The following is a 12,181-nucleotide window of genomic DNA, read 5'->3' as shown; positions in this document are numbered from 1 at the left end:
ATGGCTTGTCAGACGACGGATGAAGCAAGAGAGAAGCTCGCCCGGGGGCGATGCTATTGTAGATTGACTCTTGTTCCCTTCGCAGGTTTTAACCTGATCAGGTTCCGCGGATCCCGAATTAACGGTCTCAGCCTTTTCCACTCATGCTGCTGTGGAAAATAAGCACTCCGACAAGAAGTAACCTCAGTAAAGAGGTAATGAATGTAAACTACGCGTTAATGCCGTAAATCTCAAGCATGACGTTTGAGAGTGCTACTCTCGTGCATCGCGTCAAATACCAGCATGATCAGCTTATCTTCCAGCACGAATCGGGCTTCCAGTGCTTCGCCGAGATCCGATAAAACCTGTTGAAATTCAAGGAAGTTATCATGATCAATCGCAGTTTCCAGGCTGGAGTCATAGTAGTCCATGATCAGCTGCGTATTGGCTTCCAGCAGCGGCCAAATTTTTGTGGCTTTTAAAAGCTGCCCGTTCCCTTCCAATTTATGGAGAATACGTTCATAAATACTGAAGTGTCCGGTGGAGAGGTAATCGACCAGGCTCTGACAAAAATCATCCAGCGCCTTTTCATTGAGTCGCATGTACGATTCTTTGCCAGGCTTAATGCCAACCAGATTGTAGTAAGCCACGAGCAGGTGCTTACGTACATGTAGCCAGCGATCAACCAGTTTATTACTTCCTCCGACGTGCTCCGTCAGGCTTTCCAGCTGGTTTAGCATGATTGACTCCGCAAGATGGTGTTTAGGAACTGCTCACCCGTAAATGTAAAAATAATGTAAACAACATGCCTGTGAAGCAAAGGTTGCGCAAGAGATATGGATCGTATAATTGAAAAATTAGATAGCGGCTGGTGGATCGTCAGTCATGAGCAAAAGTTATGGTTACCTCATGGCGAGCTACCTTATGGCGACGCAGCCCGTTTTGATCTGATTGGTCAGCGCGCGCTGCCAATAGGCGAGTGGGAAGGGGAGACTGTCTGGCTGGTGCAGCAGCAGCGTCGACACGATATGGGGTCGGTGCGCCAGGTCATTGACCAGGACGTTGGCCTGTTTCAACTGGCCGGACGCGGCGTACAGCTGGCGGAGTTCTATCGCTCGCATAAATTCTGCGGCTACTGCGGCCATCCCATGCACCCGAGTAAAACGGAGTGGGCGATGCTCTGTAGCCACTGCCGTGAACGTTATTACCCGCAAATTGCCCCGTGCATAATCGTCGCTATTCGCCGAGATGATTCCATCCTGCTTGCCCAACATGTTCGCCATCGTAACGGCGTGCATACCGTACTGGCGGGTTTTGTCGAAGTGGGTGAGACCTTAGAACAGGCGGTGGCGCGTGAAGTTATGGAAGAAAGCGGGATTAAGGTGAAAAATCTGCGCTATGTCACTTCTCAGCCCTGGCCATTCCCGCAGTCTTTGATGACCGCATTTATGGCGGAGTATGATAGCGGTGAAATCGTCATCGACCCGAAAGAGCTGCTGGAAGCGAACTGGTATCGCTATGACGACTTACCGCTCTTACCCCCGCCGGGTACTGTCGCGCGTCGATTGATTGAAGACACTGTGGCAATGTGTCGGGCTGAGTACGAGTAAAGAGCGAGTGGTGATACACTGATGGACTGACGCAATAAGGAACTGCAAAAATGACCGAACTGAAGAACGATCGTTATCTGCGTGCGCTGCTGCGCCAGCCCGTTGATGTCACTCCGGTATGGATGATGCGCCAGGCAGGCCGCTATCTACCGGAATACAAAGCTACCCGTGCCGAAGCGGGCGATTTTATGGCGCTGTGCAAAAATGCCGAGCTGGCCTGCGAAGTCACGTTGCAGCCGCTGCGTCGCTATAAACTTGATGCCGCGATCCTCTTCTCGGATATCCTGACGATCCCGGATGCGATGGGACTCGGGCTGTATTTTGAAGCAGGAGAAGGCCCACGCTTCACCTCTCCGATTACCAGCAAGGCTGATGTCGACAAACTGCCGATCCCGGACCCGGAAGATGGGCTGGGGTACGTGATGAACGCGGTGCGCACTATCCGCCGTGAACTGAAAGGCGAAGTGCCGCTGATCGGCTTCTCCGGTAGCCCGTGGACGCTGGCGACCTACATGGTTGAAGGCGGCAGCAGCAAAGCCTTCACCGTGATTAAAAAGATGATGTACGCCGACCCTAAAGCGCTGCATCTGCTGCTTGATAAGCTGGCGAAGAGCGTCACGCTGTACCTGAACGCGCAGATCAAAGCGGGTGCGCAGTCGGTGATGATTTTCGACACCTGGGGTGGCGTGCTGACCGGTCGCGACTATCAGCAGTTTTCTTTGTACTACATGCACAAAATCGTTGATGGCCTGCTGCGCGAGAACGAAGGTCGTCGCGTACCGGTGACCCTGTTTACCAAAGGCGGTGGTCAGTGGCTGGAAGCGATGGCGGAGACCGGCTGTGATGCGTTGGGTCTCGACTGGACCACTGACATTGCCGATGCGCGTCGTCGTGTAGGTCATAAAGTGGCGCTCCAGGGCAATATGGATCCGTCCATGCTGTATGCGCCGCCAGCCCGCATCGAAGAAGAGGTGGCGATAATTCTGGCCGGATTCGGTCAGGGTGAAGGGCATGTCTTTAACCTGGGCCACGGCATTCATCAGGACGTCCCGCCAGAACATGCGGGTGTCTTTGTGGAGGCGGTACATCGGTTGTCCGAACAGTACCACCGCTAAGGAGTCATCATGGATCTCGCGTCATTACGCGCGCAGCAGCTTGAACTGGCCTCTTCAGTGATCCGCGAGGATCGTCTGAAGAACGATCCGCCGGATCTGATCGGCGGGGCGGACGTTGGGTTTGAGCAGGGTGGCGAAGTGACGCGAGCCGCGATGGTCTTACTGAAGTATCCCACGCTTGAACTGGTCGAATACAAGGTGGCGCGTATCGCCACCACCATGCCCTACATTCCCGGTTTTCTCTCCTTTCGTGAAACTCCCGCGCTGATGGCCGCCTGGCAACTGCTCTCGCACAAGCCAGATCTGCTGTTCGTTGACGGTCATGGCATTTCTCACCCGCGTCGTCTGGGCGTGGCCAGCCATTTTGGCCTGCTGGTGGACGTACCAACGATTGGCGTGGCGAAAAAACGGTTGTGCGGCAAGTTTGAATCGCTCGCTGCTGAACCTGGTGCGCTAGCGCCGTTGCTGGATAAAGGCGAACAACTGGCATGGGTCTGGCGCAGCAAAGCGCGCTGTAACCCGTTGTTTATTTCCACGGGCCACCGCGTGAGTATGGACAGCGCACTGGCGTGGGTTCAACGCTGTATGAACGGCTATCGTTTGCCGGAACCCACACGCTGGGCAGATGCAGTGGCATCCGAACGCCCGGCTTTTACTCGGCTTGCAGCAAAAACGCCCCATATCGGGTAAACTGCGGCTAATTTCCGTATTTGAGAACTCATCATGTTACAAAATCCGATTCACCTGCGTCTGGAGAAGCTGGAAAGCTGGCAGCACGTCACGTTTATGGCTTGTCTGTGCGAACGCATGTACCCAAACTACGCCATGTTCTGCAAGCAAACTGAATTTGGCGATGGACAGATTTACCGCCGAATTCTGGATCTGATTTGGGAAGCGCTGACGGTTAAAGACGCGAAAATCAATTTCGACAGCCAGCTGGAAAAATTTGAAGAGGCCATTCCTTCTGCAGACGATTACGATCTGTACGGTGTTTATCCGGCGATTGATGCCTGTGTGGCATTAAGCGAACTGATGCATTCGCGTCTTAGCGGTGAAACGCTGGAGCATGCAATCGAAGTGAGTAAGGCTTCGATTACGACGGTTGCGATGCTGGAAATGACTCAGGCTGGTCGCGAAATGACCGATGAAGAGCTCAAAGAGAACCCTGCCGTTGAGCAAGAATGGGATATTCAGTGGGAAATTTTCCGACTTTTAGCCGACTGTGAAGAACGCGATATTGAGCTGATAAAAGGGCTGCGTGCAGACCTGCGCGAGGCTGGCGAGAGCAATATTGGTATAAATTTTCAGCAATGACACCACAAAACGTGATTTAACGCCTGATTTGTCGTGCCTGAAGGCTTCCCATCCGCCCCCGGTCTGGTCTACATTTGGGGGGCGAAAAAAAGTGGCTATCGGTGCGTGTATGCAGGAGAGTGCTTTTCTGGCATTTCCGTCGCACTCGATGCTTAGCAAGCGATAAACACATTGTAAGGATAACTTATGAACAAGACTCAACTGATTGATGTAATTGCAGACAAAGCAGAACTGTCTAAAACACAGGCTAAAGCTGCTCTGGAATCCACTCTGGCTGCTATTACTGAGTCTCTGAAAGAAGGCGATGCTGTACAACTGGTTGGTTTCGGTACCTTCAAAGTGAACCACCGTGCTGAGCGCACTGGCCGCAACCCGCAGACCGGTAAAGAAATCAAAATCGCCGCAGCTAACGTACCGGCATTTGTTTCTGGTAAAGCACTGAAAGACGCGGTTAAGTAATTCGCGTGGCAGTGAACAGTTTTAACGAAGGGGCGGTTTCGCCCCTTTTGTCCATCTGGCGTCATACGCTTTGGCTTTCAGGTGTTCTGTTACTGTCTGCCTGCGGTAGCCATTCTGAGCTTCCTCCTTTCACGGCCAGCGGCTATGTTGGCGATCAGGGGGCGGTACGCATTTGGCGTAAAGACTCCGGTGACGATGTTCACTTGCTCTCGGTATTTAGTCCGTGGCGTAAAGGCGAAACCACTACCAGTGAATACCGCTGGCAGGGTGATTCGCTCTCTCTGATAGAACTCAACGTTTACAGTAAACCGGCTGAACATGTCCGTATACGCTTCGATGACCGGGGCGAACTGAGCTTCATGCAGCGTGAAGTCGACGGGCAAAAGCAGCAGCTTTCCAGCGATCAAATCGCGCTTTACCGCTATCGTGCCGATCAAATTCGCCAGACCAGCGATGCGCTGCGTCAGGGACGGGTGATATTGCGTCAGGGACGTTGGCATGCGGATAACACGGTCACAACTTGTGAAGGTGAAACGCTGAAGCCAGACCTGGAGTCGTGGGCGATAAACCATATCGAGCGCCGCCAGAGACATTCATCCGTAGAGGTGAGTGTGGCATGGCTGGAAGCGCCCGAAGGGTCGCAGCTACTGCTGGTCGCCAATGAAGATTTTTGTCACTGGCAGCCTACAGCCAAAACTTTCTGAAAACCTGAATACAGGAAATCAGCAGGCCTGATCCGTATAGCGTCATCAGGCATTAAGTCTTTTACCAGTGGCCCATTCCCATATGGCCGCCGCCGCGATGGTTACCGCCACCGCCGCATCCGCCGTAGCCCATTCCCGCGCCACGTGGCACGCCAGCCTGCGCCATTGCGACATCACGTTTAACGCGCTGCTCGTCCAGAGACTGATTCAACGCTTCCATCTCTTTTGCAACGGCGTTAATTTTTGCCGTGTCCGGAGAGCTGGCCGTTAATAGTGCATTGTACTCATAACGTTTGGATGTCAGCTGTTGGCGCAACGCGCTGGTCTGGGAATAATAATCATCATAGATTTTCTGTGCGGTAGCCTGCTGCTCAGCGGTCATTGGCGTACCGCCCCGTTGCTGCATTCCGTCACCATATCCCCAGTGATTCTGCGCCAGCGCCGGGGTCGAACCCAGTGCGATAAGAGAGAGTGCAATCAGCGCCAGTTTGTTGTTCCGTTTCATGGTTCGTTCTCCTGTTGGTTAGCTTACATTCCCTTTTGCATCTTCCGTGCCAAAGTGGCAATCCCGGTCCTGCGGGTGTTGTACCCGCCGTCTTTGCAGGGAAACGAGTAAAAATGACTCGCCAGAACGCGCCAGCGAGTCATTTTTACCCGTTACTTTCAGCTGTTTGTGTCTGAGGGCAGGGTTATCAGGGGGAAAAAATGGCATGATTTCTGCTGTATACCTGCAACGATGAAAGGAACAAGCGGGGTGAAGGGAGAGCGTATGCGTCTTTATAAGGATACGGTGGCAAAGTGGTTGAGCCGACTCTTGCTGGCGGCAATCCTGGTTTTGGTCGGCTGGTTTTCGATTATGACCATTCGGGACTATGGGCGGGAAAGTGGCGCCGCGCGGCAAACGCTACTGGAAAAAGGCAGTGTGCTCATTCGCGCTCTGGAGTCTGGTACGCGCGTAGGCATGGGGATGCGCATGCATCATGCACAACAGCAGACGCTACTGGAGGAAATGGCTGTACAGCCTGGCGTGCTATGGTTTGCTGTCGTTGATGAGCATGGTGTCATTATTACCCACAGCAATTCCGCGATGGTCGGCAAAACGCTCTATTCATCGGATGTCCTGCGACAGCTTAGTCCTGGGGAGCAAGAAAGCTGGCGGAATATTGAAATTCCAGCGGGGGATGGTGAAAAAACGCCAGCACTGGAAATTTATCGCCAGTTTCAGCCGATGTATGGTCCAGGACGCCACGGCATGGCGCGCTGTGCCAGCAATGACGGGCTGCTTACCTCCCCAGCACAAACCATATTTATCGCCTTTGATGCCAGCGATCTGACAGCGACTCAGGCAAGGGAGTGGCGTAACACACTGATAGTCCTCTCTGCGCTGGCGGCTGTGTTGCTGGCCACCGTGCTGACGTTCTTCTGGTATCAGCGCTATCAGCGCTCGTACAAAGAACTCCAGGATGCGATGAAGCGTAAAGAAAAACTGTTAGCACTTGGTCATCTTGCGGCTGGGGTGGCACATGAAATTCGTAACCCGCTTTCATCGATCAAAGGGTTAGCGAAGTATTTTGCCGAGCGAACCCCGGCAGGAGGCGAGTCGCATGAGCTGGCACAGGTGATGGCGAAAGAGGCGGATCGTTTAAATCGGGTGGTGAGCGAGTTGCTGGAGCTGGTGAAACCTGCACATCTGACGCTGCAACAGGTGGATCTCAATGAGGTTATCACCCACTCATTACACCTGGTGAGTCAGGATGCGGCAAGCCGGGAAATCCAGCTCCGCTTTTCGGCCAATTCTACGCTGCCCGCTATCCAGGCCGATCCTGACCGGCTGACTCAGGTTTTGTTGAATCTGTATCTGAACGCCATTCATGCGATTGGTCGTCAGGGCACGATCACGGTTGAAGCGAATGAAAGCAGCGGCGATCGCGTTAAAATTGTGGTTACCGATAGTGGGAAGGGGATTGCGGCGGAACAGCTGGAGGCCATTTTTACGCCTTACTTTACGACCAAAGCTGACGGAACCGGCCTCGGGCTGGCGGTAGTGCAGAACATTATCGAACAGCACGGTGGCACCATTCAGGTGGCAAGCGTTGAGGGCAAAGGCGCGACCTTTACCCTTTGGCTGCCGACCAAAGCGAAACAACAGGATTAACAAGGATGACGCGCGGAAAAATCAATATTCTGGTGGTAGATGACGATATCAGCCACTGCACCATTTTACAGGCGCTGCTGCGCGGCTGGGGTTATGAGGTCGCGCTGGCCTATAGCGGGCGAGCGGCGCTGGAACAGGTGCGCGAACGCGTATTTGATTTAGTGCTGTGTGATGTACGCATGGCGGAGATGGACGGCATCGCAACGCTGAAAGAGATTAAAGCGCTGAATCCGGCGATTCCAGTCTTGATCATGACGGCGTTCTCCAGCGTGGAGACTGCCGTTGAAGCGCTTAAAACCGGGGCGCTGGACTACTTAATCAAGCCGCTGGATTTTGACCGTCTGCAGGAGACGCTGGAAAAGGCGCTGGCGCATACGCGGGAAACGGGCGCTGAACTGCCATCGGCGTCGGCTGCGCAGTTTGGCATGATTGGCAGCAGTCCGGCGATGCAGCAGTTGCTCAATGAAATCGCGATGGTTGCGCCCTCGGATGCGACGGTGCTTATTCACGGAGACTCCGGCACGGGGAAAGAGCTGGTGGCCCGGGCGCTGCATGCCAGCAGCGCCCGTCGCGATAAACCGCTGGTGACGCTCAACTGCGCGGCGCTTAATGAATCGCTGCTGGAGTCCGAACTTTTTGGCCACGAAAAAGGCGCGTTTACCGGGGCGGATAAACGTCGGGAAGGGCGTTTTGTGGAAGCTGATGGCGGCACGTTATTTCTTGATGAAATCGGTGATATTTCACCGCTGATGCAGGTGCGTCTGCTGCGGGCTATCCAGGAGCGCGAAGTGCAGCGGGTTGGCAGCAACCAGACTATTGCGGTTGATGTCCGGCTGATCGCCGCCACGCATCGTAATCTGGCCGAGGAAGTCAGTGCCGGGCGCTTTCGTCAGGATCTCTACTATCGCCTGAACGTCGTCACCATTGAAATGCCAGCGCTGTGCCAGCGCCGGGAAGATATTCCGCTGTTAGCCGAACATTTTCTCCAGCGTTTTGCCGCGCGTAACCGTAAAGCGGTGAAAGGCTTTACTCCGCAGGCGATGGATCTGCTGATCCACTACGACTGGCCGGGCAATATTCGTGAGCTGGAAAATGCGATTGAGCGCTCGGTGGTGCTGCTGACGGGAGAATATATTTCCGAACGCGAGCTGCCGATGGCGATTGCCGCGACGCCGATAAAAACGGAATTCAGTGGCGAGATCCAACCGCTGGTGGATGTCGAAAAAGAGGTGATTCTGGCGGCGCTGGAAAAAACGGGCGGCAATAAAACGGAAGCCGCCCGTCAGTTAGGCATTACGCGTAAAACGCTGCTGGCGAAAATTTCGCGTTAGCGTTGCTCGCGTTCAATGGCGCGCCAGCCGATGTCGTTACGGCTGAAGCTGCCATCCCAGCGGATGTCGGTCATCAGGGCGTAAGCGCGTTTCTGCGCTTCAGCCACAGTATGACCCAGGGCGGTGGCGCACAGCACGCGACCGCCGTTGGTCAGCACACGGTCATCGTCAGCGAGTTTGGTGCCCGCATGGAACACTTTTCCGTCTTCTACTTCTTCCAGCGGCAGACCGTGGATCTCATCTCCGGTGTTGTAGTTGCCCGGATAACCTCCGGCAGCAATGACGACACCCAGCGAGGCGCGTTCGTCCCACTCGGAGGTTTTCTCATCCAGCTTGCCGTCGCAAGCGGCCAGGCAAAGCTCCACCAGGTCCGATTTCATGCGTAGCATGATCGGCTGGGTTTCCGGGTCGCCGAAGCGGCAGTTGAACTCGATAACCTTCGGATTGCCCTGTTTGTCGATCATCAGACCCGCGTACAGGAAACCGGTGTAGGTATTCCCTTCCGCCGCCATACCTTTTACGGTTGGCCAAATAATGCGTTCCATGGTGCGCTGATGCACTTCATCAGTTACCACCGGCGCTGGTGAGTAAGCACCCATACCGCCGGTGTTCGGGCCAGTGTCGCCGTTGCCTACGCGTTTGTGGTCCTGGCTGGTGGCCATCGGCAGCACGTGCTCGCCGTCGACCATTACGATAAAGCTCGCTTCTTCGCCGTCGAGGAACTCTTCGATCACGATACGGTGGCCCGCATCGCCAAAAGCGTTACCTGCCAGCATGTCATGAACGGCGGCTTCTGCTTCCTCCAGCGTCATCGCCACGATAACGCCTTTACCAGCAGCCAGGCCGTCAGCTTTGATGACGATCGGCGCGCCTTTCTCACGCAGATAGGCCAACGCTGGCTCAATCTCAGTGAAGTTCTGATATTCCGCCGTCGGGATCTGGTGACGGGCGAGGAAATCTTTGGTGAAGGCTTTGGAGCCTTCCAGCTGTGCAGCACCTTCGGTTGGCCCGAAGATCTTCAGGCCAGCGGCGCGGAACGCATCGACCACGCCAATCACCAGCGGCGCTTCCGGGCCGACGATGGTCAGGTCAATTTTCTCGTTCTGGGCAAAGCTCAGCAGAGCTGGAATATCGGTGACGCCGATAGCCACGTTCTGCAGTGCTGGTTCCAGTGCGGTGCCCGCGTTACCTGGTGCAACAAAAACGGTATCAACCAGCGGGGACTGTGCGGCTTTCCAGGCCAGGGCGTGCTCGCGCCCGCCGTTGCCAATCACTAATATTTTCATCGTCTGCTCCGTGGATTAATGGCGGAAGTGGCGCATGTCGGTAAAGATCATCGCGATACCGTGTTCATCGGCAGCGGCAATGACTTCGTCATCACGGATAGAACCACCGGGCTGGATAACGCAGCTCACGCCAACGGCGGCGGCAGCATCAATACCATCGCGGAACGGGAAGAAGGCGTCAGAGGCCATGGCGGAGCCTTTCACTTCCAGACCTTCGTCAGCCGCTTTAATCCCGGCGATCTTTGCGGAGTACACGCGGCTCATCTGGCCTGCGCCTATGCCGATAGTCATGTTCTCTTTGGCATAAACAATGGCGTTGGATTTCACGAACTTGGCGACTTTCCAGCAGAACAGTGCATCGCGCAGCTCTTGCTCGGTCGGCTGACGTTTGGACACCACGCGCAGTTCGCCTTCGCTCACCATCCCCAGATCCCTGTCCTGAACCAGCAAACCGCCGTTAACGCGTTTGAAGTCCAGGCCCGGTACACGTTGTGCCCACTGACCGCAGGTCAGAACGCGAACGTTCTGTTTGGCGGCGGTGATTTTCAGTGCGTCTTCGGTTGCGGACGGGGCGATGATCACTTCCACGAACTGACGGGAGATAATTGCCTGCGCGGTTTCGGCATCCAGTTCGCGGTTGAAAGCGATGATGCCGCCGAACGCGGAGGTCGGGTCGGTTTTATAGGCGCGGTCGTAAGCGTCGAGAATAGAGGTACTTACCGCCACGCCGCACGGGTTAGCGTGCTTAACGATCACACAGGCTGGCTCGCTGAACTCTTTCACGCACTCCAGCGCCGCGTCGGTATCTGCGATGTTGTTGTAGGAAAGCGCTTTGCCCTGTACCTGCTGCGCGGTGGCAACGGATGCTTCTTTAACATTCTCTTCTATATAGAAGGCAGCCTGCTGGTGGCTGTTCTCGCCGTAGCGCATATCCTGCTTCTTAATGAAGTTCAGGTTCAGCGTACGCGGGAAACGACCGGCGGCCTCTTTGCTCTCACCGTGGTAAGCCGGAACCATGCTGCCGAAGTAGTTGGCAATCATGCTGTCGTAGGCGGCGGTGTGTTCGAAGGCTTTAATCGCGAGGTCAAAGCGGGTTTCCAGAGTCAGGGAGCCTTCGTTGGCATCCATCTCTTTAATAATGGCGTCGTAGTCGCTGCTCTTCACAACGATCGCTACGTCTTTATGGTTCTTGGCTGCGGAACGCACCATGGTCGGGCCGCCGATATCAATGTTCTCTACCGCATCTTCCAGCGAGCAGCCTTCGCGTGCCACTGTCTCGGCGAACGGATACAGGTTTACAACCACCATATCGATAGGGGCGATACCGTGCTGTTCCATAATTCCGTCATCCTGACCGCGACGACCAAGAATGCCGCCGTGGACTTTCGGATGCAGGGTCTTCACGCGTCCATCCATCATTTCTGGGAAGCCGGTGTAATCGGAAACTTCGGTCACTGGCAGACCTTTCTCCGCTAACAGGCGCGCAGTGCCACCTGTAGACAACAGCTCCACACCACGTGCGGAAAGTGCCTGAGCGAATTCGATGATACCGGCCTTGTCAGAAACACTGAGCAGAGCGCGGCGGACTGGACGACGTTGTTGCATGGTAAATCCCCTGGATTTGGCTATTACAGAGAGCGTTAGGTGAATTCTTGGCTAAAAACTCAGCTAACGCCCCTTACGGGGCATCCTTGTTTTGCGGGGGCATTGTAACGAAAACGTTTGCGCAACGCTCGCGAATTTTTAAATTTCGATTTTGACCTCTTCTTTTTCTGTTGAAGGAGGCTGATATAACGAGTGGATCGTAGAAACGATCGTGTGGTTTGTGGATAACTCTGTGTGTAAATGGGTATAAGGCGGGGTTTCGCTGTGGAATGCAGCAGTCAGTCATTTTTCTGTCATTTAAGGGTTGCGGGCCGCAGGAAACTCCCTATAATGCGCCTCCATCGACACGGCGGATGTGAATCACTTCACACAAACAGCCGGTTCGGTTGAAGAGAAAAACCTGAAAATGAGGGTTGACTCTGAAAGAGGAAAGCGTAATATACGCCACCTCGCGACAGAGCGCTAAAGCGCGTCGCAACTGCTCTTTAACAATTTATCAGACAATCTGTGTGGGCACTCGAAGATACGGATTCTTAACGTCGCAAGACGAAAAATGAATACCAAGTCTCAACGAGTGAACACGTAATTCATTACGAAGTTTAATTCATTGAGCATCAAACTTT

At 54.4% G+C, this 12,181-nt stretch carries 13 protein-coding genes, 1 rRNA gene and 1 riboswitch (1 of these 15 running past the window's edge); of the genes, 9 read left to right on the top strand and 5 right to left on the bottom strand.

Going from position 1 to position 12,181, the window contains the following annotated elements:
- Positions 1 to 57: 57 nt before the first annotated feature.
- Positions 58 to 180, bottom strand: a riboswitch (TPP riboswitch).
- Between the two features lie 50 nt (positions 181 to 230).
- Positions 231 to 719 carry an Rsd/AlgQ family anti-sigma factor gene (locus OGX97_RS18375; RefSeq protein ID WP_003826892.1) on the bottom strand — a complete coding sequence of 163 codons (489 nt, stop codon included), beginning with the start codon at positions 717 to 719 and terminating at the stop codon, positions 231 to 233.
- A gap of 96 nt (positions 720 to 815) precedes the next feature.
- Between OGX97_RS18375 and nudC the strand changes: the two genes are divergently transcribed.
- The 6 genes from nudC to OGX97_RS18345 all read left to right on the top strand — a co-directional run bounded on the left by nudC (position 816) and on the right by OGX97_RS18345 (position 5,181).
- A complete protein-coding gene (nudC, locus tag OGX97_RS18370; RefSeq protein WP_003033074.1) occupies positions 816 to 1,589 on the top strand; it encodes an NAD(+) diphosphatase in 774 nt (257 codons plus the stop codon).
- 50 nt (positions 1,590 to 1,639) lie between these two features.
- On the top strand, positions 1,640 to 2,704 hold the full coding sequence (gene hemE, locus OGX97_RS18365; RefSeq protein ID WP_032945655.1) for a uroporphyrinogen decarboxylase: 1,065 nt from the start codon (positions 1,640 to 1,642) through the stop codon (positions 2,702 to 2,704).
- A gap of 9 nt (positions 2,705 to 2,713) precedes the next feature.
- Positions 2,714 to 3,394: a deoxyribonuclease V gene (nfi, locus tag OGX97_RS18360; protein WP_048237131.1), complete on the top strand. Its 681-nt coding sequence runs from the start codon at positions 2,714 to 2,716 to the stop codon at positions 3,392 to 3,394.
- A 33-nt stretch (positions 3,395 to 3,427) separates the two neighbouring features.
- The gene (locus OGX97_RS18355; RefSeq protein ID WP_003842015.1) at positions 3,428 to 4,018 is read left to right on the top strand and encodes a YjaG family protein; all 591 of its coding nucleotides are present in this window, start codon (positions 3,428 to 3,430) and stop codon (positions 4,016 to 4,018) included.
- Positions 4,019 to 4,204: 186 nt separating this feature from the next.
- The gene (gene hupA, locus OGX97_RS18350) at positions 4,205 to 4,477 is read left to right on the top strand and encodes a nucleoid-associated protein HU-alpha (RefSeq protein WP_001044509.1); all 273 of its coding nucleotides are present in this window, start codon (positions 4,205 to 4,207) and stop codon (positions 4,475 to 4,477) included.
- Positions 4,478 to 4,488: 11 nt separating this feature from the next.
- Positions 4,489 to 5,181: a DUF1481 domain-containing protein gene (locus OGX97_RS18345; protein ID WP_032945667.1), complete on the top strand. Its 693-nt coding sequence runs from the start codon at positions 4,489 to 4,491 to the stop codon at positions 5,179 to 5,181.
- Positions 5,182 to 5,242: 61 nt separating this feature from the next.
- Here the strand turns inward: OGX97_RS18345 and zraP are convergent, their stop codons facing one another.
- The gene (gene zraP, locus OGX97_RS18340; protein WP_047407315.1) at positions 5,243 to 5,686 is read right to left on the bottom strand and encodes a zinc resistance sensor/chaperone ZraP; all 444 of its coding nucleotides are present in this window, start codon (positions 5,684 to 5,686) and stop codon (positions 5,243 to 5,245) included.
- A gap of 18 nt (positions 5,687 to 5,704) precedes the next feature.
- On the bottom strand, positions 5,705 to 5,893 hold the full coding sequence (locus OGX97_RS18335) for a hypothetical protein (RefSeq protein WP_141711937.1): 189 nt from the start codon (positions 5,891 to 5,893) through the stop codon (positions 5,705 to 5,707).
- 57 nt (positions 5,894 to 5,950) lie between these two features.
- Here OGX97_RS18335 and zraS point away from each other — a divergent pair, with 57 nt between their 5' ends.
- Both zraS and zraR read left to right on the top strand, forming a co-directional pair.
- Positions 5,951 to 7,336: a two-component system sensor histidine kinase ZraS gene (gene zraS, locus OGX97_RS18330; protein WP_057068785.1), complete on the top strand. Its 1,386-nt coding sequence runs from the start codon at positions 5,951 to 5,953 to the stop codon at positions 7,334 to 7,336.
- Between the two features lie 5 nt (positions 7,337 to 7,341).
- Complete coding sequence (gene zraR, locus OGX97_RS18325; protein ID WP_191226543.1) at positions 7,342 to 8,667, top strand: sigma-54-dependent response regulator transcription factor ZraR; 1,326 nt, start codon at positions 7,342 to 7,344, stop codon at positions 8,665 to 8,667.
- Here zraR and purD read toward each other — a convergent pair.
- Positions 8,664 to 9,953, bottom strand: a complete 1,290-nt coding sequence (purD, locus tag OGX97_RS18320; RefSeq protein ID WP_279851100.1) for a phosphoribosylamine--glycine ligase — start codon at positions 9,951 to 9,953, stop codon at positions 8,664 to 8,666. The genes zraR and purD overlap by 4 nt on opposite strands.
- Positions 9,954 to 9,968: 15 nt before the next feature.
- Positions 9,969 to 11,558, bottom strand: coding sequence for a bifunctional phosphoribosylaminoimidazolecarboxamide formyltransferase/IMP cyclohydrolase (gene purH, locus OGX97_RS18315; protein ID WP_008787105.1), 1,590 nt, complete (start codon positions 11,556 to 11,558; stop codon positions 9,969 to 9,971).
- 550 nt (positions 11,559 to 12,108) lie between these two features.
- On the opposite strand from purH, the gene OGX97_RS18310 reads away from it, so the two are divergent.
- Positions 12,109 to 12,181, top strand: a 16S ribosomal RNA gene (locus tag OGX97_RS18310) (it continues 1,520 nt past the right edge of the window).

Origin of the sequence: Citrobacter sp. Cpo061 (assembly GCF_030332845.1) — a bacterium.
Classification (GTDB): domain Bacteria; phylum Pseudomonadota; class Gammaproteobacteria; order Enterobacterales; family Enterobacteriaceae; genus Citrobacter; species Citrobacter portucalensis.
This window is presented reverse-complemented; position numbering and strand designations above follow the sequence as displayed.